This window comes from Leclercia sp. UBA1284 (assembly GCF_002308415.1).
In the GTDB taxonomy this organism is placed as follows: Bacteria; Pseudomonadota; Gammaproteobacteria; order Enterobacterales; family Enterobacteriaceae; genus Enterobacter; species Enterobacter pneumoniae.
The window spans coordinates 125,455-152,259 of record NZ_DBUS01000005.1; the positions used below are offsets into that span (position 1 = coordinate 125,455).

The window sequence follows — 26,805 nt, forward strand, 5'->3', positions numbered from 1 at the left end:
GTTAAATCAGGGAGCAGCCAGCCGCATATGCAGCAGCGGAAACGGGTTCCCCTGCCCGTCCAGGGGCGAGCGCCCCACCTGCACAAACCCCATGTGTTGATAAAAAGCCACCCCTTGCGGGTTTTGCTCGTTCACATCCACTTCGTTGACGCCGAAATGATTAACCGCACAGGTCAGTAACAGTTTGCCAACGCCTTTCCCCCGGCTCGCAGCATCCACAAACAGCATTTCGATGCGGTTCTCGTCCACGCCTAAAAAGCCGTGAATACTGCCCTGCTCATCGCGGGCAATGATCACCTGTAAATTCGGCAGATAAGCATTGAGCAGGAGCGGACGTAACGTCGCAATGTCGCTTTCCTGCAAGAAATGGTGCGTGGCACGAACGGAGGATTCCCAGATCGCGGCCAGACGCTCGAAGTGTGAGGGCAGTGCGGTTTCGATTTTCATCCGCTAACGATGCGTGTCAGCCGCCATAAAATCAACCTCCTGCCCCTTACAATCTCTCGCAAATCGCCAGGTTCAGCCGGACAAAGTCGTCCCAGGCAATGACCTCGCTCAGCCTGGCGCGGTAGTAGTCCTCTACGCGACAGACCAGCGGTCGGGTGGCGTAGATGGCGCACAGGTGGGTTGTTTCATCGAAATGGCCGCACACCCCGTCGCCGCGATCGAGAAACGCGGTTTCGGGGCTGGCGTTGACCCTGCGGCAGCACTTGCCGCAGGCATTGCAGGGGAAAGGCGTTAACGCGTCGTCACTCATGCCTGCGTACATAACGACGAAGCGAGGCGCTGTACTTCTATGATGCGATCGCTCAGCTCACGATCCTGCTGGCTGGCGATATCCCGCGCGGCTTTCACTTTGTCCAGTAACTCTGCGAACCAGGGCTTCAGCGACTCATCCACCAGCCGTAACGCACCGGATTCAAACTGTGCGGCCGTCGTGAAGGCAAAATCGTCGATCTCTTGCTGATAACGCTCCCATTCGCGGCGTTGTTGCTCGCTTTGTTCACGCGCCTGTTTGGTTTCGCGATCTTCTGCGAAGATATCCCACAGCGAACTGACTACAGTAATGGCTGGCCCTACGTACGGCAGCCATTTGCCCACCACCAGCGTACCCCACTTCTCCATGGTTTTTGGGCCAATGCCCTTCATCAGAGACGGTAGCCACTCTTTCACCACTTTCAGGCCGCTGACCACGTGTTCCGGTTTTGCCATCGAACCCAGCGTATTGACCGCGTGGTTCATCATCTCGGCGTTAATGCCCCCGGACTCTGGCGATACCCCCTGCTCCTGAGTTGCCTGCGCACCCGGCATGTGCGGAATCGACTGCGAGGCACCCTGTTCTGCCTGCCGGGCGATCGCCGCTTGCAGGCTGTCGACATCGTCGGCAAAACGCTGCACCAGATAGGTCATCTCACGGTTTTGCGCCGCTTCCACCTCACCGCTGGCCTGCCGGAAAAGCGCCTCGATGTGTGCCTGCGCGTGTTCAGGATCCTGGCGCAATGCCGCCTTGCTGCCCCGGTACATGACCTCACGCTGGTTCTTCACCTCATCGATCACCGCGTTACGGCAAAGCTGCTGCTGCGCAACGATATTTTTCAAAAGGGTATCGAAGCTGCGCACGGTGTCACTGGTGGTCTGCTGCTCTAACGTGTGCAGCAACCTGTCGAGGAAACCGTTCAGCGTCGCGCCCAGTCGACGGTAGATATGCTGGCTATCAATACTGGCGATAAAGGTGGTCAGCGCCTCTTCGAAGATCGGGAACTCACTGGCGCGCAGCAGCCCCGGCACATTGTTCAGTTTCGCCTGCAGCGCCATCTCCGCATTAACGCGCAGAATAGGGATATCCTGCAGAACATCCTGCAGACCCTGCGCTTCCGCCAGGCTTTGCAGACGAATACGAATGTCGTTTTTAAGGCGGGTTAAGGTCTCGACGTCCATGCGATCTTTATCGTTGAGCACCAGGAACAGCTTTTTCCGGGCCTGTAAAATCTCGACCAGCACCTTGAGTGTCTTCTCCTCTTCGGCGGCACCGGACGGGTTTACCACAAAAATTACCGCATCCGCTTTCAGCATCTGTTCCCGGGTCACCTCTTCATGATCCAGCGGCGCATCCACGCCCGGGGTGTCCAGAATGGTGCTGTTATTCCAGCAGTAGGAGTCAACAGAGGCGGTTAACGGAACATCGCCGGTCGCTGCCACGCATTCGCCAACCAGAGCGTTGATAAGCGTGCTTTTGCCGGCGTTATACACGCCGTAGACCATAATGCTGGCGTCTGGCTGGTTGCGCTTGTCTTCAAACTGTTTCTGCACAGGCGCAAATTCTACCGCCAGCGCAGGATACTGGCTTGCCAGTTTCGCCGTCAGGTCGTAAGTTTCAAAAAGTTCTGCCGCTGACATCGCCATGTTACGCGTTCCCCTCACTCGTTAATTGCTGCTCTGCTTGCTGTTTCAGTCTGCCAATCGCACGCTTAAACTGTTCCACTTCATAATTTAGCCGGCTACAGTCCTCCTCCATCTCGTTGAGTAAGGTGCTTAAGAGCGTACCAACCTGAGTGGTGATCTCGTTTTCAATGCCGTCCAGGTAAAGGCTCAGGATCCGGTTACGGACTTCGCTGAGGTTATCTCCCACCACCATTTCAATGGTGCGGGTGGTTTGTTGGGCGCTGTCTCCGGTCATCGATCCCAGCCCGGCCCCGAGAGTGGCGCCTATGGCCGCGCCCGCAGGCCCCAGCAGCATCCCAATGCCGCCGCCGATCAATGCCCCCAGCCCACCGTTACGGCTACGCGTGCTTTTGGTGTAGCCTTCAGGGATCTGCTCGGTCACTTTTTCTACCGAGAAGGCAGGCAGCGTGAGCGAGGAGGAGGTCCAGGTGGTGACAACCGCTGATTTAAAGGCCTTCATCGCCTTGTTCAGGATCGCCTCCAGCGCATCCCCGGTGAGGGCCGCCATCCGGCTGTCCCATCTTTTTTGCGCGGCTAGCAGGGCGCTATTCAGCCCGGCTTCGTCGTCGCGGCTGGCGGCCAGCTCGTTAAAACTGGCCTGAATGGTTTGACGTAATTCAGACTGGGCAAGGCGTACGGCCGGGGTAATCTGTTTTTTTACATCCTGGTCGACCGTCGCAATCATCGTAGCCAGAGATGCCGTCAACGCCTGATACTTCTCCACTTCCACCAGGCAGCCGGAGAGGAAGTTTTTGAAATTCGTCATCGGCACCGCACGCTTCATGCGGACGCCCTCTTCCTGCGAGATTTGCTTCAGGCGGGTAAATAGCTGCCCCATGCCGCTGTCGGCGATGGCCGCCGGGTCATTCCCGTGCAGTTCGGCATAGCGGGCGGAAAGGGACAGTACTTGCACACGCCCGGTATCAACGCCCTCTGCCTCCAGCTCGCGCTTTACGAAATCCTGCTGCATCTGGCGATCCTGCGCTGGTTTCATCACGCAGATATCGACAGGCACCTCATTGACCTCATCCCAGCCATGCTGCTTTTTATCGCTGCCCGTCAGCAGCAACATGATCTCCTTCTCTTTCCCCAGCAGTTGACGGATCTCGTTTAAATCGCTGGCGCGTCCCGGCGCATCCGATTTCATGGTGTAGAGGATCAGGTCAGCATGGTCGGCGTGCGCTTTCGCCAGTTCGCCGTTTTGCGAACGCACCGAGTGCAGGCCAGGGGAGTCCACCCAGGTCAGCCCCGGCAGACGGAAGCTCTGAATCGAGCTGGTCGCCTCGGTGGCATCCACGCGAAATTTGCCCTGCAGTGCCGCTTCGTTATGCGCATCACCGTTCTCTGCGTCCGTATTGACGTGGGAGTCGTATTTCAGCGTGGTATTCCCGGCCTGCTGAGCCGGAGTCGGGTTGGTATGGCCCCAGGCCATATAATTGCCCAGCGAGCTTTTACCCGACTTCACCTTGCCGTAGACATAGACCAGCAGCGAATCTTCAAAGTTTTTCCGGAAACTCAGCCCCTTGTTCTGATTTTCCAGCTTTGCTTTCCAGCCGCTGTCGATCTCTTTCAGGCCGTTGATAAACCCCGCCAGCGACTGGCTTAACGGGCTGGTCTCAGGTAATTTCTCCTGCGCGTCGGCCAGCAGCCCGGCAAGGTTAGAATGAAACTGGCTGTAGTGAGCCGCAAAGGCTTTATCCAGCTCTTTAGCCTGCTCTAATGAAGAGGCGAACTGCATCTCCAGCGTTTCGAAAGAGGTTAGAAGATCCTCGCGAAGCATCTCGTTACTCATCTTTATTCCTGTCTGCTTAGCCGCGCAAATGCTGGCGAATACGTTCAAATTGTTCGCGATAAACTTGCAGTGTCTCAAGCTGGACCTGGCAATCTATCAGGGTATCAACCACGTCATAAAAGTCTTCGGTCATGGTCAGTTCCACGTCGTAGCAGGATTCCAGCGCATTCAGGTTCTGGCGCGTTTTGGCGTCCAGGAAGGTTAGCTCATGGCTTTCGGTAAAATGTTCTGCCACCACGCGCTGATACTGCTTACCCGTTGCCAGCACGTTGGCTTTAAAGGGCGATGTGCTCTGGAAGTGCACCTCAACCCAGCCGGAGAGCGCCTGCTTTAAGTCGTCAGCGCGCAGCGTGCCGACGTTTTGAAGCGAGGCCTTAATGGTTTCGCGCTCCTCTTTTTGCTCGCGTTCGCGGCGCTCACGTTCTGCTCGTTCCCGGCGTTTGCGCTCTTCGTCGTCGCCATTGCCATTCGAGCTGTCATCATCGCTGGAGGAAGAGGCGATTAATGCGCCCACGCCCAGCACCGCTGCACCAATTAACCAGGGTAATGCCATTTTCGCGCTCCTTAGACAGCCGGGAATTTTTTGAGGGTGTTTTTCATCCAGCCGCGGAAATCGGTCATGATCGTATTGAAGGGCTGGAAACCGCTGTTGATTTGCTGATGAATTTGCGCCTGCTTCTCCTGCAGCGCGTGCTCGGCCTGCATAAACTCGGCGAGGATCTCTTCAATCGCCACCCGCTGGCGCTCGCGTTTTACGGCGTAGGCGTCAGTGTTCAGCGCATCCAGATGCTGAGCGAGATCGAAAAGGTGGCTGGCGCGGATCAGGCCGTCTTGTTTCTGCGTCACCCCGGCCTGGAAACGGGAACCAGACAGGGCATAGCAGCGCGGCGTAAAACCGAGATCGTCGCGGCATTGTTCCAGCATGCGTTTTTCAATCGCCGCAATGCTTTCGGCGCTTTCTACGTCCGCTTTGCTGAGTACAAGGATGATGTTTTGCTCGGCATACTGGCCAAAAGAGTCTTTTAACTGGCGCAAAAAATCGATCTCAATCTTTTCCAGCTCACCCTGGGGCTGGTGGACAAATAGCACGATGTCGGCCTTTGCCGCCCCCTGCAGGGCAATCAGATCGTCGGCGTTGTTAGCATCCAGGCCTGGGGTGTCCAGAAAGATAAAATCTTCGGTCTCACACTCTTTGAGTTCCGCCGTTTCACGAATGTCGTTAGTGCGAAAACATTCCGTCTGAATATGGTTCGTTAACATATTCAACAGGAAGCTTTTACCGGCATTCATTAATCCCCAGGCGGCGACAACCGGTTTTCCGGGGGCGAGTTGCTGTTCCAGCAAGGCATCCGCCTTGTGTAATAACGAGGCGTGTGGAGAGGTACTGACATCAGCCATGATAAATATCTCGCTACGTTAATGAGTTATTTTTGAGGACGTTGCGTATTAAGTGTTATTAACGGCATACCATCCGAAAACTGCAGTAACCCTGCGAATTTTGGTGGTAACGATAGCGAGAAGAGTAAGACAGATCGCTGACAGTCCGTGTCAGTGCAAAGCGGGTTTTAGGCAACGAAACAGCGATTATCTGCGCGCAGCTCAGGGCACCCGCACCTCCATCACCGCATAGACCCCATCTTCAGGCACGACCACGGTGACATTTTCTACCGGCACGCCAGCAGCGAGATGGATCTCCTGCAGCTCGTCTAAGGAACGTGGGAAGAGGTGCTGCCAGCCAATGCAGCGCAGGGCAAAGTCGATCTGTGGGCTGGTATTCAGCATGTTTGACAGGATCACCGCTCCGCCGGGCTTCACCAGCCGCAGAGCGCGTTTTAGAAAGGTCACGGCATCGTCATGGTTAAAGTATTCGAAGATGCCCAGAGCATCCACCAGCTCGGCCTGCTGCTCCCCCAGCTCCAGCACCAGATCGTCGTTACGGATCAGGTGATACACCAGATTCCGGCGCAGCAGGGTGATCTGCTCGCCCACGACCAGCCCCTGCTGAGCCGCCATGGTCTCGGCCCAGCGCAGGGCGACGGGGTCGTCATCAACCAGCGAAAGATGCACCTTCTGTCCATCGAGCTTCGCGGCACACAGCGCCTCCAGCACCGGGATGGCCGCGCCGCTGGCCAGGCTTACCCAGTCGCTCTCGATATCGTTATGGATGTATTTGTCCACCAGCGTCGCCAGCACCCGGGCGCGGGAGCGCACGCCAATGGCATCGTTGGCGTGGATAAACCACTGGCGGCTGGCGCTGTCCATCACCGTCCCTTCCGGCAGTTTATCCTCCAGAGGGTTTTGCACCGCAAACAACGCCAGCGCTGAGGGTACTAACCGCACGCGCCAGGCCGCCAGCGCCGGGCGATGACGGAATGCCTCCTGCGACCAGGCATGTTGGGCGATCAGCGTTAACTCACCGCGGTCTCCCTGCTCAATCAGCGGCGGCTGCAGGGACGGGTCGGCCTTCAGCGCCCGATCGATGGCGTTAATTTCACGGGTCGTTTCGTCTTTCATCGGCCATTTATCACTGACATCAGGAAACGAGGCGCTGTAAATGGTCATGTTTGCAGGTGCTTTACCGCGATAGGCTTGCCAGGTCATGTTGTTGTCTCCCGTTTGGCCGATAACGGAAGTGTATTCATGCCTGGCAGCATTACCCTACGAAGAAAGCACGAATTCCCGCCTGGGTTAGTGTTTCACCCAGACCAGCTGATCGACGCGGAAGCCGAGGCTACGGGCGATGCGCACGTAATCGTCTTTCACCTTATCCGGGATGGTTGGCGTACGCGCCAGGATCCACAGGTAATCACGGTTCGGGCCGCTTACCAGCGCATATTTATACTCATCATCCAGGGCAATCACGTTATACCCGCCGTAGAAAGGCCCAAAGAATGACACCTTCAGGGCGGCGGTGGTCGGCGCACCGGTAAAGTACGCTTTGCCTTCGCTTTCGTTCCATTTTTGTTTACGTGGATCGTAACCCCGGTTCAGCACGCTAATACCGCCGTCGCTGCGCTGGCCGTAGGTGGCAGTCACCTGCTCCAGTCCGCGTTCGAAGCGGTTTTCCAGGCGGGCGATTTCATACCATTTGCCGAGATAGCGCGAGGCATCAAAATGGGTAATGGGCTGCACCCCTTTCGGCGGGGTAGGCGTTTTGCACGCTACCAGCGTCAGCGCGATCGCCACACCGGTCACAACTGGCCATAATTTCATGTGAGCTCCTTTCGTTTGCGTGATGTAAGTGTAGTGCAGAGGTCGACTGCTTCATTCCGGATGCAAATATTCGTAGTATATTGAGATTATTCTTTCTCACCGGACAGGCGCATGGCTTACTCCATTGGCGAATTCGCTAAACTTTGTGGCATTACAGCCACCACGCTGCGCGCGTGGCAGCGCCGCTACGGTTTGCTTAAACCGCTGCGTACCGATGGCGGCCACCGTCAGTACAGCGAAGAGGATGTTCAGCAAGCGCTTAAAATCCTCGACTGGGTAAAAAAAGGGGTGCCGATTGGCCAGGTTAAACCCCTGCTCGAGCGCCCTACCGCGCGGCGTACCAACAACTGGCAGACGCTCCAGGAGAGCATGCTGCAGCGTCTGAAAGAGGGCAAAATCGATGCCCTGCGCCAGCTGGTGTACAACGCCGGCCGGGAATACCCCAGACCAGAGCTGGTCACCGAAGTATTGCGTCCGCTGCGCAGCCAGGTCTCGGCGCGCGTGCCGGCGATGATGACCCTGCGTGAGATCCTCGACGGCATTATCATTGCCTACACCTCGTTCTGCCTTGAAGGGGATAAAAAAGCCCCTGGCGATAACTATTTAATCACCGGCTGGCACCTGAGCGATCCCTGTGAAATCTGGCTCGAAGCCTTAAAACGCACCGGGCAGGGTCACCGTATCGATGTGCTGCCCATCCCACCAGCCGCCCTGGCACCCGAGATATTCCCGGAGCGCAAATGGCTGCTGATCGCCAGCGGCAAACTGAGCGCCGCACGAAAAAAACAGATAGAGCAGTGGCAGCAGGCGGTCGCGCTTGAGGTGGTCATCCTCTAGCGTCAGTTATCACGAAAAGTTGAATATTTTCTTTTCGCCAGAGTGCTAACGTTTTCCTGTTACTTATCAAAACACAGGAATTCATGATGAAAAAAAGTGCCGCACTGCTGATGTTGTCCTCCCTCGCTTTCGCCCCTGCCGCCTTTAGCGCCCCGGTCGGTACGCTTAGCGTGCATATTCTTAATCAGCAGACAGGTGTCCCCTCGTCTGACGTGACCGTTACCCTGGAAAAAGAGCAGCAGGGTAACTGGGCTCAGCTTGCCAGCGGTAAAACGGACCAGGATGGCCGCATCAAATCACTCTATCCGCAGGACAAGGAGATGGAGCCGGGCGTCTATCGCGTTGTCTTCAAAACGGGCGACTATTTCAAAAGCCAGAAGGCCGACAGCTTCTTCCCTGAGATCCCGGTGCTCTTCACCGTTACCCGCACCAACGAAAAACTGCACATCCCCCTGCTGCTTAGCCAGTATGGCTATTCAACCTACAAAGGCAGCTGATCGCTTACAAAAAAGTGGTTTCGTAACCTACTGATATCGCAAGTTATAATAAAATAATTCTGCGAATACTTGGACAAATTATTCATGGTGTGTAAGTTTTAAGAAAGGCTTAGGAGGTAGCACACCATGAATACGAAACCCGTACTCGGAATTAGCGGATGTTTAACCGGGTCCGCCGTGCGCTTCGACGGCGGTCATAAACGCATGGGCTTTGTGATGAACGAGCTGGCCCAATGGGTAAGCTTTAAACCGGTTTGCCCTGAAATGGCGATTGGCCTGCCGGTACCGCGCCCGGCGCTGAGGCTGGTCCAGACCACCGACGGTGAAACGCGTATGCGTTTTAGCAAGGACAGCACCGAAGACGTATCAGAGAAAATGGCGAGCTTTGCCGCCAGCTACCTACCGGGTATCAGCGACTTTGCCGGGTTTATCGTCTGCGCCAAATCCCCAAGCTGCGGCATGGAACGCGTACGGTTATACGATGAGCAAGGCAACCGGGGGGCGAAAGCCGGCACCGGGCTGTTCACCGCCGCCCTGATGGAGAAGTATCCATGGCTGCCCGTCGAGGAGGACGGTCGCCTGCACGATCCCGTACTGCGCGAGAACTTTGTCGAGCGGGTCTTTGCCCTGCATGAACTGAATACCCTGCGCGCAAACGGCCTGAGCCGCCGTGCCCTGCTGGATTTTCACAGCCGCTATAAACTGCAGCTGTTGTCCCACCATCAGGCGGGATATCGCGCTATCGGGCCTTTTGTCGCCTCGCTGTATGAGTGGGACGACCTGAACGCCTTTTTCGAGGTTTACCGGGATAAGCTGATGGCGATCCTGAAGCAACCCGCCTCGCGCAAGAATCACACTAACGTGCTGATGCACGTGCAGGGCTATTTCCGTAATCAGCTTAACGCCCGCCAGCGCGACGAGTTACGCGAAGTGATCCTTAACTACCGCGCCGGTCTGTTACCGATCCTCGCCCCGCTGACGCTGTTGAAACATTATCTTGCGGAACACCCACACAGTTATCTGCTGACGCAAAACTACTTTGATCCCTACCCTAATCATTTAGGTTTACGTCTTGCTACTGGCTAAATATCAATGAAGCGAAGGCCCCGTTGACCCGCAGAGGCCCATACTGTACCCCTTTAGACGACACCCTCACTGTCGTCTTTTTTTTGCATTTTGCGCAAGAATACTGGCAATATATACAGGCCTTTTCGCCGCTTCGGGAATGCCCATGATCAAGACGCTGCATATCGAAAACTACCGCTCCATCCGCCGCCTGTCGCTGGATCTGGAGCAGCTTAATATCGTTTTCGGGCCAAACGGCACCGGTAAATCAAACATCTATAAAGCTATCCATCTGATGCACAGCGCGGCGCAGGGGCAGTTTTCTCAGGCGCTGGCGAACGAGGGCGGGATTTTAAAGGTGTTCTGGGCCGGCAAGACGCGCAGCGACCAGCTGCGGCGGATGAATCTGGCGGTAGAGACCGAAACGTACGAGTACGAGCTGCAGGTGGGGTTTGTTGAGAGACTGCCGTATCCGTCGCAGTTTCAGCTGGATCCGGTGATAAAAGAGGAGACTATCTGGTTGAGCCAGCAGCACCGCCGCCCGTCGGCGCGGCTGATGCAGCGTAAAAACCAGACTGTGTTCCTGAACAACGTGCATCACGAAAAAGTGACCCACAGCGGCACGCTGTATGAGAATGAGTCGGTGTTTGGTCAACTGGGGGAGCCGCATCTGTACCCTGAGGTATCGCAGATGCGCGAATCGCTACGCAACTGGCGTTTTTATCATGAGTTTTCGGTGGCTTCTGGCTCGGCGATGCGCGCCCCGCAGGTGGGGTTCCGCTCTCCGGTGCTGGCGAGCGACGGCGCAAACCTGGCGGCGGCCTTTCAGACCATTGTGGAGATTGGCGACGAGCTGCTGCTGATGCGAATTCTCGATCAGGCCTTCCCCGGCTGCGTGTTTTACAGCGACAACCGCGACGGCCGTTTTCGGATGATGATGCAGCGCGAGGGACTAAGTCGCCCGCTGGAGCCTGCTGAGTTTTCTGATGGTACGCTACGCTTTCTCTGCCTGGCGGTGGCGCTGCTCAGCCCGCGTCCGCCAGCGTTTATCGCCCTCAACGAACCGGAAAATAGCCTGCACCCGCAGATGCTGCCTGCGCTGGCAAGCCTGATCGCCGAAGCCAGCCACTATTCGCAGATCTGGCTGACCAGCCACTCGCCAGAGCTGGCGACCTTAATTGAGAAGCACCGTTCTTTTTCGCTGTACCAGCTGTCGATGGTGGAGGGCGAGACGCGGATGGAGAGGCTGGGTTAGGAACCTTATGCTCAATAGCGAAATAGCTGCCTTCTGGTCCGTTACTCAGGCGGTTTTTTACGCCTCTTCCGCTCATCGAGGAGGGCGAATAACCACGATCTGAAGGCTGCCGCGGTTGCTGCAATCGCGCTTACGACAGCCACCTGCTTAATATCTGCCCGTTCAATCACAACCTCATGGTGGATAATGAATTTAATGGCAATCAGGGCCAGAGAGAAAAATATCAGGCAGCAGATAAATAAGTAGACAAACAGTTCTGGCTTGAGTCTGGCTGCGTCTATGGTTATGGCAAGATCCATCTGGTTCTGCGTAATACCGGGCAACAGTGCGGAGTGAACCGGGTCTGGCGGCTGATGAAGCGTGCCGGAATAAAAGCTCAGGTTGGGTACTGTAGCCCACGGGCACGTAAAGGCGAAGCCAGCATCGTGTCGCCCAACAGGCTCCAGCGACAGTTCAATCCGGATGCTCCGGATGAGCGTTGGGTAACGGACATAACCTACATAAGGGACCACGAAGGCTGGCGGTATCTGGCCGTGGTTGTTGACCTGTTCTCACGTAAGGTTATCGGCTGGTCAATGCAACCCCGCATGACATAAGCGATTGTCCTGAACGCATTACTTATGGCGGTATGGAGGCATAATTCTCAAAAAAAGGTATTGGTTCACTCTGATCTGGGCTGTCAGTACACGAGCCATGAGTGGCAGTCGTTCCTGAAATCACATGATCTGGAGGGCAGCATAAGTTGTCGCGGTAACTGCGACGACAATGCGGTTGCGGAAAGCTTTTTCCTGCTACTGAAACGCGAACGGATTAAGAAAAAGATCTACGAAACAAGGGACGAAGCCAGAAGCGATATTTTTGATTACATCGAAATGATTTATAACAGTAAGCATCGGCATGGTTCGAGCGAGCAGATGCCACCGGCTGAATATAAAAACCTATATTACCAACGGCTCAGAAGTGTCTAAATTATCCGTGGCGATTCAGGCCCTCTCCCACATCATTGCTATCTCACTCGCGAGGTAGTGGAGATGGTTAACATTCAAACTATCGTTCTTTTCTTATAATCGATTGGTAATTTCCAAATACAGGGAAATTTTCATAATTCCCGGAAACATCCACTTTTGTTTCACTTTCATCCAAAAGATGTGGGTTAAAACGTTCTTCTCTGATAACGGTATGACCGTCTTCTTTAAAAAGATAAGTCGTACCATTAGAAAAATTCATAAAACCAGCGCCTTCACCTTCGCTCCCGGCAAACTCTCGGTGAACTGCCATTGAAAGAAAAAGTCGCTCATTATCCAGAACTTTAAAGCTATAAAGAAGATATTCTCTTAGTTCTTCATCTAAAAAACCGACACTAATCTAGCCAGCATTTTTTGTGACCTGAATAACATGTGATGGTTTTACATCAGAACCGATAAGTGCAGTATATGGCATCCCGCGAGAATGCTTTTTTTTGGCTTCATTCTCGCTCAGAGGATTCATTGATTCTTTATAACCAACGGACCATTTTTTACAATAAAAAACCTTGTCCATTATTTGTAAACCTTCCCATTAGTATCTCGGATAATGACATCAGCTTGCTTAGCCGCATTAATAACTGATTGTAGAATTGGTTTCATCTGAGGTGGAATCTCCAGGATTTTACTCCCTTCCATTTGGCTTCCAGCCAACTTACCACTGGAAGGAACATTTGCGATTGTAGCGCCGGCACCATCATATCAGCCACGTACAGCAGAACCTACCACACAACGCCCGGAAGCGTCTGTATGTGACTGATAGTTTGTGGGTATCAGGGGAGCGCCCTGACGAGATTGTTTTGTCTGCTGGCAAAGGGATTCAGGGCAAAAAATCCCGCCAGCTATGGGCGGGACCAATTACCATACAACTATATCAAGCCAAGTGATTCAGGAAGCTCTTTTATATAGATTGCATGATCTCCTTGATATTCTTTTGATATCAGGTCAAAAGCATTTGCTACTTTCATTTTATCATCAAGACTTAAAAGTTGTAGTTCAGCCGCAATACTTTCCATCATTCCTACTGCAATATCAGGATCTAAAGACTTTTCATCAGAGAACTCAAGAAAAATAGCCATGTCAGCTATTATCTTCACCAAGCGAGCATCACTATTCATGGACAATTTTCACCTCTATATTTTTGATACCTAATTCATCAAACATTTTTTGAGCTCGATTAGCCTGAGCTTAATTTGGGACTTCCCAACGTCCAGTTATTCCATTACTTTTCAAGGCCTCAGACTGCCTTATCGCCTGAATTTTAGCTTTTGGTGTTGTTACAACTGATATTTTTCTGACAATCACAACATTACCATCAACACCATCAAATCGAACTGGTCTGTTTTTTCCAGCGTCATCAATTCGATCGATCGTTGGAGCCTGTCCTTTTTAGGTGTCAATATTTGAACGAGCACCAGAAGCAGAATCATTATAGTCTCCAGCTCTTGAACTCATTCCGGCATTTTCATCAACCCATTTAACGTTATCTCATGGCTGGCATCATTAATGAGCTTGGATGCTTGCTCAAGGTCGCCAGCGACATCACCAACCAACGGTACTAACCCGATGGTTGCCGCAAGGTAATCAATCGCACTCTGCGCTTCCGCAAAACTCTTGATATCCCCGACCACAGGCACAAAATCTACACCCAGTGAAACCGAGCCTTTCAACGCTTCACGCCGTTAAGTGTACATCTGTACCGAACAAGCTTCAGCGCTCATTCCGGCACAGTTTTCCTGCTTATAGCGTTCGTTTTCGGCTTTTACGTGCTCTTCGGCTTTTTGCTCCAGCGTCTTACCTTCAGACTGTGCCTGCGCAATATCATTGAGCGCATTATTCTCAACAACAACTAGTCAGAGGTCGTCATTATGGCTAGACGCGATTCTACGTCACAGAGAACCTTTCCAAAGCGCAGCGGCGGATGAAGATCGGTTATGTCAGCATCCGGCATTTTTATCACCACAACCACCTGGCCACCTGGTATTCCCGCAGCCCCAGCCTCCGCCTGAACGGTAACTGGCTGGCAGATGCGGGATTCAGCACCGACAGGGCGGTTACGGTCAGCGTGGAACCGGGACGACTGGTGATCGAGCCGGTTAAGGGCTGATGGTTAAGAAGAAGATCCCGGCCTGAGGCCGGGATTAGTCATAGCTATCAGGATGTTATTTCTCTGGATTGATATATGTATATCTACTATTTATTTCTAGTCCAAGATCATTAGCTATTTTAAGCACTTGTGTGTATTCATCTTTGCTAATCACAACATCATGATCAGCGATGTGATCACATAGCGTTTCGAATGCTAATACGTTCTCTGAGAACCCAATATAATCTAGGGCAAAGTCAACTAGCGAAGGATCCAACCGATCCTTTAACCTTTCACCTAATGATCTAATTTTGTCATTAATATCCATCGCGCCCACACTATTTCTTAATTGCCTTTAAAGCTGGAGGAGCCGGATTATTATCCGGGAACGCTGTTACTATTTTCCCACTAGCTGGCTCGTATACCACACGAACTCTAACACCCTCTCGCTCTTCCCAGGCAACCCATCTTGCTGGTCTCCCTGCATTTGTATACGTCCCGCCCGTTCCGGTCTGGGCAAACCATTTGGTATCGGGTGAAGTAGCTATATCACCCACAGTATGAACAACCTTGTCTGCTGACCAACTTTGAGGGAAAACTGTTTTTCCTGGATTTCCGGGATACAGATGTCCACCTTGTGTAGGGCTATCCCCATATAAAATATGCTGTTTCGCTTCCGGCGAAAGGATATCCACATATTTCTGGTTTGTAGGTGATAATCCAAGATCGGAGCTTTTCGCAACAGATAAAAACGCTTTAGCTGCTACATACTGAATCAGTTTTGCTTCACTGGTCGGCACACCACTCGCCAGGATTTCCGCTGCCCGTTGCGGCGTCATTTCTCCATCAGCCGTCAACGCACTGACCGGAACCCCAAAGAACTCGCCCCAGGCGGTTAACAGACCTTTAACTGCATCCTGCCCTTCAGGTATCTGACCCTGTGAGTTTTTAATCAGCGCTTCTGTTAACTCATCTGCTGTAGCGCCATTCTGGATCATACTGACAGCAAGCGACTGCTGGGATAACCCCATATCAGCCATGCCTTTTCCGAAGCTTTCAGGACTCAGCGAGTTATTCTCAACCGCATTCTTCCCGGCCTGTGCCCCCGCACCCACCGAGGCCGTGCTGTTTCCCACCAGCCCACCAGCCATGCCTGCGGATATCGATGCCAGGGTACTGACGGTCTGCATTTCTGATTCATTCAGGTCATTGACCGATTTACCCGGATACATCGTCGCAATTATCGCTTTTGCCGCGAGCTCACCCGCAGCCGCCCCCATCGCACCCGCCGCTGCGTTATTGCCCTGCAGTGCCGCCACCGCCCCGCCGAGAATGGCGTGTGCGAGGGTGTTCACCGCCGGGTCTTCTTCGGTGGATTTGATAAGATGCGCCAGTTCCGGTGCCGATGCGCCGGCCAGCGCGCCGGCCACGTTACCGCCCGCTAACCCCTGCAGCGCCGCCGTCGCGGCCTGAATACCGCGCTGAAGTTCGCTGCCGGTACCGAAACTCTTCATCTCTTTCTGGTATGTCGGGGAATTACGCAGGGCAGCAACGTAATCCTGGCGCTCTTTCTCCGTGGCGTTGGCCTTCAGCGGCGCCATCTTTTTCTTCGCAGCCTCGAGGGCGTAGATGTCACCCTGAGTGCGGGCGATATCTGCCGCCTGGCTGCCAATGTCGCTGATCAGCCCCACCGCTTTCAGGCGATTCTGCTCTTTCTCCTTATCGAAGATTGGGCTAATGCTGTCGTTAGCATTCACCGTATCCCGACTCAGGTTCGCCAGGTCCTGCTGCTGGTTAGCCTTATCACGAACGGTAATGGTGCCATCCGCCACTGCCGCCTGGGTGGTACCTTCCGCATGGCCGCTGCTGCCTGCCGCCGCGATCATGCCGCCAGGCAAATTGCCTTTAAAGGTATCGCCAAAGCTGCCGCCGCCGCTCAGGCTCACCCCCGTATGGCTGACTTTGTAATCCGCTTCGTTATGCAGATCGCTAAAGCCGAGCGTGCCGGTATCGAGACTGTTTTTATCCGCCGTCGCCGTCGAGGCGATCACCGCGCCGTCCAGTTGGGTATGCCGCCCTACGGTCACGTCAAAGCCGCCGTCGCCAGCAAACAGTCCGGTCTGCTCTTGCACCGAGTCGAAGGTGCTTTTCATCTTGTCCTGGCTGGCGCTGATGTAGCCGGAGCCGGTCATACTGCCAAAGGTAAAGCTGCCGCCCGCCGCCACGCTGGTCTGCTTCGAGTTGTAATCGTTGCTATCCTGCTGACTGCTCAGCCAGAGATCGCGGCCTATGTCGGCCACAATCTTCTCGCCGTTGACCTGTGCGCCGTTCAGTATGGCGTCGCGCCCGCTGGTCATAGAGACCTTGCCGCCGCTGTCGATCGTGGTTTCGGTCCAGGCGGTGCCATTGCCTTTTTCATTACCTTTAGCGGCATTCACGTTGGCAAAGACGCTGATGCCCGCCCCCCCGCTACCGGCACCAATGCTGACGCCTACGCCACCGCCGCTGCTGCTATTTTTACCGGTCGTTTTTTGCGTGTTCGCCGCACCCGTCAGCAGGATGTCGTTTTCGGCATTCAGCGTCGTATCGCCTCCCGCCTTCATCTGACTGCCGCCGATCAAAATGTCACCACTGTTGGCGCTGGTGCCTTTCCCCGTCGCAGTGATTGTCAGATCGTCCCCGGCATTCAGCGTACTGCCCGCCACCGTGTCGCTCTCGGCATGCTGCTGCGATTTGGATTTTTGCGTGGTCAGGGAAAGGCTGACGCCAAATCCGTTGGAAGGATCGCCCGTCTGCTGGGCCACCACTGCACCCTGCCCCGCCTGTACGCCGGAAAGTGCAGCTTTCGTTGCCTGAAGCGCGGCCAGTCGACCGTCGCTCTCTTTGGTTGCCTCCTGCGCCGTGGTCACCGCGCTGTTGATCGCGCTACCAACGACGCCAGATAGCGCGACCGTCAGGCCACTGGATTTTTGTTCAAAGGTCTCATCCCGGGTGCGTTTATCATGACCCGGCTCGATCATCACGCTATCGCCGATGAGCGACATATCTTTGCCCGCCACCAGATCCGCGCCGCCCACATGCAGCTGATTACCCGCCGTGATGCTCACATCTCCGCCCGTGGAGCCTATGGTGCTAAAACTCTGGCTCTGGGTAGTGCCGCTTTCACGCAGATCATGGGTAGATTTACTGCTGCCGATGGTAAAGCCGATGCCGCCGGTGCCCATCAGGCCGCTCTTTTTGGTCTCTTTGAAGCGCCAGTCGGTATTGCTGTTGGTGGCGGCAACGATGTCGACATTGTTGCCCGCCGTCAGGCCGACCGCTCCGTCGCCCACCACGGACGACCCCTGCACCAGCAGGTTGTTACCTGCCGTCACCTGTACGTTGTCTCCGCTGAGCAGCGTGCCCGCTTCACGCGTTGCGCTGCTCTCCTCAATGGTGTGGGTGGTTTTTTTACTGAGGAACCCGCTTTTGGTTTTGGTCTGCTCTTTGTAGTAGTAATCGCTCTCGGTAGCAGTATTAAGATCGACATCGCGACCCGCTGCCACCGCAATATCGCCCTTCGCCGTCACCTGAGCGGCTTCGGCTGTCACGTCACGTCCGGCAATAATCGCCGTATCGCCGCCGCTGGCAATCTCGGTACCTTGTTGACGCACCGACTCGTTAATGACCGTTTTCTTGCTGGCTTTGTAGCTGTCGCCCTCTGTGGTGGCCTCTGCGTTTAGATTTACGTCGCGGCCCGCCTGCAGGCCGACGCTCTTCCCGGCGGCCAGCGCTGCGGCCTGCGCGTTGATATCCTGCCCGGCTTTCAACACCAGATTATCGCCCGCCGCCAGGGTGGTGCGATCGAGCCCGGTGCTATGAGTTTCACTCTTGCCGCTGCGGTTGCTTCCGCTGGTCTGCCCTGCGTTCAGATTAAGGTCATGACCTGCGCTCAGCCCCAGACCGCCGCCCGCTTTCAGGTCGCTGGCGGTCATATCGACGTTGTTCCCGGCGTTGGCCACCAGATTACCGCCCGCACTGAGGCTGCTACCCGCATAAGAGACGGATGAGCGTGCGGTATTTGCCCGATTTGAGCTGTACGCGTCGTTCACCTGATTGGCATTCACGGCGATATCGCCCCACGCGTTCAGCAGCATATCGCCGCCTGCTGCCAGGCTCGCGCCAGTAACGGTGATGTTTTTCCCCGCCTCCAGAGACAAGGAATCCTGCGCCGTAATTGACGCTGTGCTGCCCAGAACGGTGTCTTTAATGCTGACGTTGTTGTATTTGCCTTTGGCGTTGATATCGATCTGCTCGGCCAGCGTCAGGTTGTTGATGCTGCCATCCGTGCTCTCCAGCGCCACCGTTTTGCCGCTGATGGTGGAGCTGATGTTGTTGATATCGCCAATGGCGCTCAGGTTGAGATCGCCTCCGGCTTTTATCAGGCTGTCGTTGAGGTTGCTGATGCTGTTCTGGCTGTCGAGCGTCAGGTTATTGCCCGCCAGCAGCGTACTGCCGCTGTTGGTGATGTTGCCGCCCTTCAGGGTGACGTTATTACCGGCGATGACGCTGCCGTTATTGACGCTGACATCCTTCGGTGAGAGGTAGAGCTTCGGCACCATCACCGTTTCGCCGTTGATGACGGCTTTTTCCCACCACAAAATACTGTGGTCGAGGGCGGCAATCTGCTCCGCCGTCAGCGAGACGCCAAATTGCAGCCCCAGCGATTGCTGCGCCGCTGCGGCGTTGTCCATCAGGTAGCGCATCTGTTCCAGATCGGAGCCGATGCCGTTCAGGTAGCGGTTACCGGTCTGGTTCAGGAGTGCATTTGAGACGTACCGGGTATCGAAGGCCGCATCGCCCAGGAAGCGGTAATCGTAGTCCGGGTTCAGATCCAGCCTGCCGAGCATGTAAGAGGAGCCGAGGAACTGCTTCTCATCGGTAAAGAGCGCCCGGGTCTCCTGCGGGGCGCTGGAGGCAGGCTTATTGCCTAACATCGCGTTCAGATCGGCAAACAGAGCAGGGTCTAGCTGCCCCAGCTCGTTGAGTTTGGGGTTAACGCTGATGAGATAGGGGCTTTTTGGATTATCTGAAATAACGAAATAGCCGTTGTTACCCGACGGCAGCGGGTACGCGCTGGTATCGACGCGCTGGCCCTGGTACTGCCCACTGGCGCTGCCTTTGGCGATATTGAGGTCGGCAGTGGTTACGCCCGCGTCTGCCAGCGCACCCAGCTGCCCCAGGTTGGCGTTACCTTTTTGGGTGGTGCCGATGTTGCTGAGAGGCGTGCTGCCGGCACTGTTATTGTCCAGCGCACCGCCGCCGTTAATCTGTTGCAGGGCGCCCTGCAGCTGATCTTGCCACTGGGGCGAGCCGACCGCCACGGTGCCGGTGTTCGTCAGATTTTGCTTTTGCGCTCCGCTGGCGATGGTCTGGTTGCTGAGGGTGTTCAGCGAAGGCGTAGAGATAACGTTGCTGACGCCGCCCGCGTTGGCAGTGGTATTGGTATTGCTGATGTTATTGGCGAAGTTGGCGGTAACATTGCCACCGGCCTGGATGACGGCGCGGAGCGTCTCGCCTTGCACGGTTTTGGTTGTAATACCCTCAAGCTTGTAGATGAAAGTCGAACTACCGCTCGGTGAGGTATAGTTCCACTCCGACGACGTTCCGCCCGTACTGCCGAAGAATTTGTAATTATAGTAACTTCCTGTTGTACCGGACTGATAACTCTCATTATTTAGCTGAGAGCCTGTTAATGTAGCATTGCGTCCACTGAGGATCAGGCTGGATTTATTCTCAAGGTTACCTGCATCTATCCTTATATCGCGCCCGGAGGAGATACGTCCCGCGCCACCGCTTGCGCTCGCCTCAACATGCGTAACGGAACCCGCAAACTGCATGGCCATGGCTTCAGCCGTCGGAGCATACGAAGAACTGTAAATATCGTACTCAATCGCACAGGTGCAGTTGCGATAGCCTTTACCGATACTATGCCTTAGCTCGTAAGAACTTGATGGAAGATTCCTGACCAGAAGTTCGATCGTGGCATCGCCTACGTTCTCGGCAAGTTGCGACGTCTCGGTCCAGGTATTCACCGTTAACCCGTCACGAGTGTTTAACAGGCTCCCCGCCTTAATCGTAATATCACCGTTCTGCGTCTCAATATTCCCCGACGTATTCACGATCTGGGCGCTGGCATTCCCGGCCGCATCTCTCTGCATCGACAGGTTATTGCCCGCCATGATGTCGCCGCGCTGGTTGGTGATGCTATTGGCATAGAGCGCCAGGTTATTGGCCGCGTACAGCAGGGCAGTATTGATGATAGAGCCCGGTGCGCTCAGGGTGAGCGAGCCGCGCGTGCCGGTGAAACCGTCCACCGTCATATTGCCACGGCTGGCAACGGTGATATCTCCGCCGCCCTGAACCGATCCGGTGCTATTCAGTGCCACGCTGCTACCAGAGAGCGTGCTGGAACCGCTGCCGGTGGTGATCTGTCCGTTATTGCTAAGCTGCCCGCCCGCCGTCAGGTTGACGGCCTGGCCCTGCAGTACGCTGCGGTTATCGATCCCCCCATTGCTGGTGATGGCGAGGGTTTTCCCCGCCGCAATGGCGGTTTTACTGGTGAAGGCGTTGGTCAGCTTCAGGGTCAGATTACCCAGCGACACCAGTTGCCCCACCAGATCCAGCCCTTTACTCTCCAGCCACAGGTCGCCGCCGCTGAACAGCTTGCCGCTGGCGCTTTGCGTCACCGAATCCGCGTCGATATTCAGTTGAGAATTGCCGAGCAGCGTCCCGCCATTCGTAAGCTGGCCGTAATTTACCGCCAGGGTGCCCGCCTGAGTGGTGCCCTGGTTGGTGAAGGTGGTGCCGGTCAGCGTGGCGCGGTCGGCAATCCAGGTGCCGCCGCCGTTGGCGGCGTTGGCGGCGTTGAGGATCAGATCGGTGGCCTGCAGCCAGCCACTGCCGGTGTACTGCGGCGTATTCAGCGTGAGGCGCGCGCCAGAGAGTAGTTTACCGTCGTTACGCGCCTGGCTGGTGGCCTTCAGGAGGGTCTCGCCGCCCCCCTGAATCAGCCCGTCATTCAGAAGCGTCGGGGTCGTCACCGTCAGCCCCTGACGGCTGACAATCTCCCCACCTGCATTGTTGGTGAGTGTGCCGCCCAGCGTGAAGGTCGCGCCGTTATCCCCCTGCAGACGCCCGCTGTTAGTCAACACGCCGGTGGTGATACCGAGCGTGGCCCCCTGGATCTTGCCTGCGTTAGCGACGGAGGCGGCATTGAGATTTAGCGCCCCGCCGGTCAGCATGGTGCCGCCGGCGAGCTGATTAACCGCTCCCGTCTGGCTCAGCGTCAGACCATTCACTCCGCTCACCGCCCCGCTGTTACTCAGCGAGCCGCCCTTCAGGGTCAGGTTTTTTGCAACCCACTGCCCCTGGTTGGTAAGTGAGGCGGCCTGCAGCGTCGCCGCCCCCAGGGCGGTGATCTTGCTGCCTGTTGTAGCGGTGAGTGTATCCGTCAGCGTCAGTTGCAGCCCGTCTGCGCTCTGCACGGCGCCGCTGTTGTTAAGCGACTGCGCGTTTAGCAGGATGTTTTGCGCCTGCCAGCTGCCAGCGTTGTTCACCGCACCGGAGGTGATGTTCAGCGTACCCTGGGTGAGCAACTTGCCGTTCGCGCCGTTGATCAGCTCCTGCTGCGGCGCAGCCATCGCCATACGTGCCATCAGCCGCTGCTGCGCCTGCAGCGTCAGGCTTTGCAGGCCGGTAAGGGTGCCCTGGTTGTTAATGCTGCGCTGCTGAAGCGCGAGGGTTTTACCCTGTACCGTGCCGCTATTTTTAAGCGCGCCGCCGCCGAGCGTGACGTCGCCTTCGCTGAGGATCTGCCCACGGTTATCCAGCGTCTGGGCCGTGAGGGTCGTATCGTCCTGGCTCATTAGCGATCCGCTGGAGGTCAGGGTTCCACCGGTGTTCGCGGTGAGTGTCCCCTGGCTTAGTAGCGACCCGCTGTGCGTCCACTCCGCGGCGCTTACCTCTATGCCGTTCCCCTGCTGTGTGCCCTGGGTGGTCAGTTGCCCCGCCTCCAGGGTTAATTGCCCGCTGGTCAGGGTGCGTGATGCCGCCCCGGTGGTGAGCGTATCCCCGGTGAGGGTCAGGCCGTTAGCCCCCTGCCAGAGCCCGCCGTTATTCAGATCCCGGCCACTGAGCGCCAGGGTGCCGCCCATCATGCGGCCAGGGTTGAGCAACGCATCCGCCGCAAGCGTCGTGGCGCCCGCGCTCTGCATCAGCCCGGTGTTGGTCAGCGTGCCGGTAAAGGTGCCTGTCAGCCCCGACAGGCCATTCAGGGTGCCGCTGTTGGTCAGCGCACCGCCGTTCACTGCCAGCGTATCGCCCTGCAGGATCCCCGCGTTGCTGAATTGTCCGCCCTGCAGGGTGAGTGCCCCGCCGGAGAGCCCTTTCCCGGTCGTCTCGTTAATGAAGCGCGTAGCGGCGGCGTCGATGGCGTTAGTGCCCTGCATCAGGCCGCTGTTGCGTAGCTCGGTCGCCGTCAGATCCAGGGTTTTAGCCGCCACGGTACCGCTGTTGGTCAGGTTCGCCGCAGCGAGGGTGGCCGCGTTGCTGGCCAGGGTGTTGCCCTGATTAGTAAAGGTGTTGGTCAGGCGCAGGTTCAGGTTCTCGGCCTGAATATCGCCCCGGTTGGTCAGCGCGTTACCCTGCAGAGTAAAGTCATCGCCCACCAGCAGCAGCCCGGCGTTATCCAGCCTGTCGAGGTTCAGATCCAGTCCGCTACCGCTCACCAGCTGTCCGCGCTGGTCATTCAGCAATGTCCGGGTGGTGAGCTGCAGACGCTCATTGCCCTGCAAAATGCCGGTGTTGGTGATCTCAGGAGTATGAAGAGAGAGCGCCTTTCCGGCCAGCTGTCCGTCGTTGAAGAGCTGCGCCGCCGTCAGGTCAAAGAGATTCTGGCTGAGTAATGCCCCCTGGTTCTCTGCCTTACCCGTAAGGGTGAGCGTCAGGTTATCCAGGGTCTGCACCGCGCCGCTGTTGGTCAGGTTATCGGCGCTCAGCGTCGCACGCTGCGCCTGCATTTGCCCCTGATTGGTGAGGGTTTTCCCGGTCAGGCTCAGCGTGTCGCCGCCCGTCACCTGGCCCTGGCTCTGGTTAGTGAAGGCATTACCGCGCCAGCGCAAATCGCTGCTCCCCTGCAGCAGGCCGCTGTTTTGCAGATCGCCATGCAGGGCCAGCACTTTGGCCATCAGCTGTCCGCGGTTGTCGATACTGGCAGCGTCCACCTCCTGGTTTTGCTGGCTCAGTACCTTGCCCTGGTTGGTGAACTGACCTGTTACCTTCGCGGTGACGCCCGCTTCACCAAGCGCATTACCGCTGTTAATCCACTCCCCGGTCGCCAGATTCAGCGTTTTACCCTGCAACAAACCGGCGTTGTTGAGCGTAACCTGTTGCAGATCCAGCCCGCCGCCTGCGAGCATTTTCCCGGCCTGCAGGTTATTCAACTGGTTACCGATCGCCGTCAGCGTCGCCGTGCCCTGTAACGTGCCGCTGTTGGTGAGGGCCTCGCTGTTGAGCTGCGTATTTTTGCCCGCCAGCAGTCCGCCATTGGTCAGCGCCGCCGTGGTAAGAGTTAACCCGTCCCGGGCAATCGCCCGCCCGGTCGCGTCGTTAGTGACCTGCTGCGTCAGGGTGAGCAGGAGCGATGTTGCGCTCAGTTCTCCGCTGTTGGTCAGGGTGTTGCCGTCCAGTTTCAGCGCATCACCACTTTGCAGGGTGCCGCTGTTGGTGGTGTCGGCGACCTCCAGCGTGATGCCGTTATCGCCCTGCAGCAATCCTCTGTTTTGCAGGCTGTTCCCTGTAAGATGCAGGTTATTCGCCGCAATACTCCCTTCGTTGGTCAGCGTCGTCCCGTTGAGGGTGAGCTGGTCATCGGCCAGCAGTCGCCCTGCTCCGAGGTTGCTCAGGCTGACGTAATCGCTCTCCAGACTGGCGCCGTTGATCTCGCCCCGATTGACCAGCGAGGTTCCCTTCAGCCGCAGCGTACCGTCGGTGGTGATCAGGCCGCTGTTAGTAAAAGTGGGGATGTTCAGCGTCAGGTCATTCACGCCGTAGAGCGAGCCCTGGGCGAGGTTTGTTAGCGTGTCGGCCTGCAGGGTAAACCGCGAGTTGCCCTGCAACAGCCCGCCGTTGCTGATGGCGCGGCTCTCTAACAACAGAGTATTGGCCACCAGCGTGCCGCTGTTGGCGATCCACTCGGGGGCCGTCAGGGTCAGGCTGTCCGCCTTCGCGATCCCGCTCTGGGAGAGCTGTTGTCCGCTAAGTGTTATCGTATCGGCGGTTAACTCGCCGCTGTTGCTGAGCGCCTGCGCGGCGCGGAAATCCAGCGTCTGCCCGGTGGATTTGCCACCGTGAACCAGAGTGTCGGCAGAGAGGTCCAGCGACCCCTTCGCGGCCTGAATGCCGTTCAGCGTCGCACTGTCTGCCTGCACTCTCAGTCGCTGGCCGCTTTGCAGCCGCGCCTGTTGCTGCGTGGTCAGCGTTGCGGCGTTGAGATCAAGGTTGCCTGCGGCATCTGTCAGGCCATTCAGATCCGCACGCTGGCGGGCGGTGAGCTGTATATCGCCCTGGCTGGTGGTGAGGGACGCTTTCCCGCTGGTGAGCACCCCGGTCTCTGCCGTCAGCCCCTTCGTCCCGGACAGCGTGCCCTGTTGAGTAAGCGTGGCTGCCTTCAGGTTTAGCGTGCCTTCGGCAAGGGTAGAGCCAGTGTTGGTCAGCCCGTCGTTAACCGCCAGGCTGGCATCGCCTTTAGTACTTAGCGTGCCGTGCTGGTTCAGGGTATCTGCGTTTACGGTCAGCTGGCCGCCGCTTTGTACTGCCCCGCTGTTAGTCAGCGTGCGCCCCTGAAGCGTGACGTCATTCCCCTGCAGCGTACCGCTGTTCGTCAAGGAGTCCGTCTGCGCAGAGAATTTTCCTTTCGCCGCTAACTGGCCGCTGTTCACCACATTTTTACCGGTGATCGTAACGTCTTTCCCGGCATTCACCTGGCCCTGATGCGTTATCGTATTCCCGCTCAGGGCAATATTGCCGCTGGCATCCGCCCGGCTTTGACCGTTCAGCGTCAGTCCTGCCCCGCTCAGGGTCAAATCACCGCCGGCGGCGATCGCACTGTCAGAGGCCGTAAGCGTGCCACCGCTGGTGACGGTGGTGCGGGCATCGCTGCCGACGGTGGCGTGGGTCAGGGTGATATCCTGCCCGCCGCGCACGTTCATTTCCCCTTTGCTCGTCAGCGAACTGCCTTTCACCGACAGCGCGCCGTCGGTGGCCAGAGTGGTATTTCCCTGCCCGACCAGCGTGGCATCCGAGAGGGCGACTCCCGCTTTACCCGTCACGCTTAATGCCCCGCCTTTGCCAGAGACGCCGCCCCCGGTCTGGGTCAGCTTGCCCTGGCTGTTCAGCGTGGCGCTGTTGGCGGCAACCAGCGAGGTCTCCTGCAGAACCATATCCTGCCCGCTGTTTATCGTCAGGCCCCGTTTGCTGTCGGTACCGCCGCCAGTGATCTGCAGTTTTCCGTCACTGGTGAGGCGCATCTCGCCGCCGCTGGCGAGGGTGCTGTTGTTAAGCGTCATTCCCTGCGAGCTGGTCACATCAAGTGCCCCACCCGCCTGATGGCTGCCGTTGAGCGTCACGCCCGCACCCTTCGCGGTAATCGCCCCGCTGGCCAGGCTGTTGTTGACCGTCAGCTTGCCGTTGGCGTCGAGCTGAATATCGCCCTGGCGGGCATTCAGGTTGCCCAGGTTTACACCCACCCCCTTCTCGCTGGAGACCAGACGGATGCGGTTGGCATACATACCGCCCAGCGCGCCGGTATCCACGGCGATTTTGGGCGCTGCGCCCTCGCCGGTAAGGGATTTGACACGCCCATCCGCAGCGACGCGGTTGGCCCCGGCGGTCACGGTAAGATCGTTGGCGTGGATCGCGGCGTTCACCTCGGTGGCGCGCGCAATCAGAGAGAGGGCATCGTTTTTGCTGGCATCCAGCCCCTGCCCCTCAATGGTGATGGCCCCTTTCGTCACATCCAGCGCCAGCAGGTTGCCGTTGGCATCAAGCTGTGGCTTGCCGGTGGTCAGGGTCACATTGGGCGTATTGATAAATCCGCAGCCGTTACAGGTGATGCCGTAAGGGTTCGCCACCATAACGTTGGCCGCTTTCCCGGCCACCTCGGTATAGCCCTGAAGTTGCGACCGGCTGCCGCCCGTCACCTCGTTGATGATCCCCTTCGCTTCACGTCCTGCCTGCAAATGCGGGTTATTCTGGATTAGCCCACCAAGCTGGGTCTGATTCAGGCTATTGGTGGCGTTATTAAGGATCAGCCCCTCTTTGCCTACGTTGTACTGGTTGAACTGGTTATGCGAAATACCCGCCCCGTTTGGCGTGGCGATGTTGACGATGGGCACCCCGTTACCGGCTTTGTCCATAGTGGTGTTGCCGGTCGGCGTCATCACCGCCGCCATGGCGGGCGCCATCGGCTGCCAGGCCATTAAGCCGCAGACAGCCCAGCTAATCAGGCGCTGTGAGAAACGAACGGGAGGATGACGGGTTTCCATAGTCGTAAATTC

The 26,805-nt window shown here is 56.7% G+C and carries 19 protein-coding genes and 1 pseudogene; 6 read left to right on the plus strand and 14 right to left on the minus strand.

What is annotated here, in order from left to right:
* Positions 1–6: 6 nt before the first annotated feature.
* The 8 genes from B3511_RS02630 to B3511_RS02665 form a co-directional block, all read right to left on the minus strand.
* Complete coding sequence (locus tag B3511_RS02630; RefSeq protein WP_286775653.1) at positions 7–447, minus strand: GNAT family N-acetyltransferase; 441 nt, start codon at positions 445–447, stop codon at positions 7–9.
* A gap of 46 nt (positions 448–493) precedes the next feature.
* On the minus strand, positions 494–757 hold the full coding sequence (locus B3511_RS02635) for a YkgJ family cysteine cluster protein (RefSeq protein WP_286775654.1): 264 nt from the start codon (positions 755–757) through the stop codon (positions 494–496).
* Positions 754–2,403, minus strand: coding sequence for a GTPase (locus B3511_RS02640; protein ID WP_286775655.1), 1,650 nt, complete (start codon positions 2,401–2,403; stop codon positions 754–756). Before B3511_RS02640 ends, B3511_RS02635 begins: the two co-directional genes overlap by 4 nt.
* Before the next feature lies 1 nt (position 2,404).
* Positions 2,405–4,234, minus strand: a complete 1,830-nt coding sequence (locus tag B3511_RS02645) for a dynamin family protein (RefSeq protein WP_286775656.1) — start codon at positions 4,232–4,234, stop codon at positions 2,405–2,407.
* A gap of 16 nt (positions 4,235–4,250) precedes the next feature.
* Complete coding sequence (locus B3511_RS02650) at positions 4,251–4,787, minus strand: hypothetical protein (RefSeq protein ID WP_286775657.1); 537 nt, start codon at positions 4,785–4,787, stop codon at positions 4,251–4,253.
* A gap of 11 nt (positions 4,788–4,798) precedes the next feature.
* The gene (locus B3511_RS02655) at positions 4,799–5,632 is read right to left on the minus strand and encodes a GTPase (protein ID WP_080346633.1); all 834 of its coding nucleotides are present in this window, start codon (positions 5,630–5,632) and stop codon (positions 4,799–4,801) included.
* 201 nt (positions 5,633–5,833) lie between these two features.
* Positions 5,834–6,835, minus strand: a complete 1,002-nt coding sequence (locus B3511_RS02660; protein WP_212478189.1) for a class I SAM-dependent methyltransferase — start codon at positions 6,833–6,835, stop codon at positions 5,834–5,836.
* An 87-nt stretch (positions 6,836–6,922) separates the two neighbouring features.
* On the minus strand, positions 6,923–7,447 hold the full coding sequence (locus B3511_RS02665; protein ID WP_040077803.1) for a lipocalin family protein: 525 nt from the start codon (positions 7,445–7,447) through the stop codon (positions 6,923–6,925).
* A 111-nt stretch (positions 7,448–7,558) separates the two neighbouring features.
* Between B3511_RS02665 and B3511_RS02670 the strand changes: the two genes are divergently transcribed.
* From B3511_RS02670 to B3511_RS02685, 4 genes are all read left to right on the plus strand, one after another.
* Positions 7,559–8,284: a MerR family transcriptional regulator gene (locus B3511_RS02670; RefSeq protein WP_286775658.1), complete on the plus strand. Its 726-nt coding sequence runs from the start codon at positions 7,559–7,561 to the stop codon at positions 8,282–8,284.
* 86 nt (positions 8,285–8,370) lie between these two features.
* Complete coding sequence (uraH, locus tag B3511_RS02675) at positions 8,371–8,781, plus strand: hydroxyisourate hydrolase (RefSeq protein WP_040077801.1); 411 nt, start codon at positions 8,371–8,373, stop codon at positions 8,779–8,781.
* Positions 8,782–8,907: 126 nt separating this feature from the next.
* Positions 8,908–9,867 (plus strand): YbgA family protein, encoded by a 960-nt coding sequence (locus B3511_RS02680; RefSeq protein WP_207292712.1) that lies wholly within the window; start codon positions 8,908–8,910, stop codon positions 9,865–9,867.
* Between the two features lie 145 nt (positions 9,868–10,012).
* On the plus strand, positions 10,013–11,101 hold the full coding sequence (locus tag B3511_RS02685) for an AAA family ATPase (protein WP_286775659.1): 1,089 nt from the start codon (positions 10,013–10,015) through the stop codon (positions 11,099–11,101).
* Positions 11,102–11,142: 41 nt separating this feature from the next.
* Here the strand turns inward: B3511_RS02685 and B3511_RS02690 are convergent, their stop codons facing one another.
* Complete coding sequence (locus B3511_RS02690; RefSeq protein WP_233803377.1) at positions 11,143–11,400, minus strand: hypothetical protein; 258 nt, start codon at positions 11,398–11,400, stop codon at positions 11,143–11,145.
* On the opposite strand from B3511_RS02690, the pseudogene B3511_RS02695 reads away from it, so the two are divergent.
* Positions 11,350–12,069 (plus strand): annotated as a pseudogene (locus tag B3511_RS02695) (IS3 family transposase); the annotation flags it as partial. The gene B3511_RS02690 and the pseudogene B3511_RS02695 sit on opposite strands and share 51 nt — an antisense overlap.
* Before the next feature lie 79 nt (positions 12,070–12,148).
* Here B3511_RS02695 and B3511_RS02700 read toward each other — a convergent pair.
* The 3 genes from B3511_RS02700 to B3511_RS02710 form a co-directional block, all read right to left on the minus strand.
* Complete coding sequence (locus B3511_RS02700; protein ID WP_286775660.1) at positions 12,149–12,379, minus strand: hypothetical protein; 231 nt, start codon at positions 12,377–12,379, stop codon at positions 12,149–12,151.
* 613 nt (positions 12,380–12,992) lie between these two features.
* A complete protein-coding gene (locus B3511_RS02705) occupies positions 12,993–13,241 on the minus strand; it encodes a hypothetical protein (RefSeq protein WP_286775661.1) in 249 nt (82 codons plus the stop codon).
* 333 nt (positions 13,242–13,574) lie between these two features.
* Complete coding sequence (locus B3511_RS02710; RefSeq protein ID WP_286775662.1) at positions 13,575–13,793, minus strand: hypothetical protein; 219 nt, start codon at positions 13,791–13,793, stop codon at positions 13,575–13,577.
* A gap of 251 nt (positions 13,794–14,044) precedes the next feature.
* Between B3511_RS02710 and B3511_RS02715 the strand changes: the two genes are divergently transcribed.
* Positions 14,045–14,230, plus strand: a complete 186-nt coding sequence (locus B3511_RS02715; RefSeq protein ID WP_286775663.1) for a SymE family type I addiction module toxin — start codon at positions 14,045–14,047, stop codon at positions 14,228–14,230.
* A 55-nt stretch (positions 14,231–14,285) separates the two neighbouring features.
* On the opposite strand, the gene B3511_RS02720 is transcribed toward B3511_RS02715, so the two are convergent.
* Entirely contained in the window at positions 14,286–14,537 is a 252-nt protein-coding gene (locus tag B3511_RS02720) for a MafI family immunity protein (protein WP_207292709.1), read from the minus strand.
* A 10-nt stretch (positions 14,538–14,547) separates the two neighbouring features.
* Complete coding sequence (locus B3511_RS02725) at positions 14,548–26,793, minus strand: hemagglutinin repeat-containing protein (protein ID WP_286775665.1); 12,246 nt, start codon at positions 26,791–26,793, stop codon at positions 14,548–14,550.
* Positions 26,794–26,805: the final 12 nt, after the last annotated feature.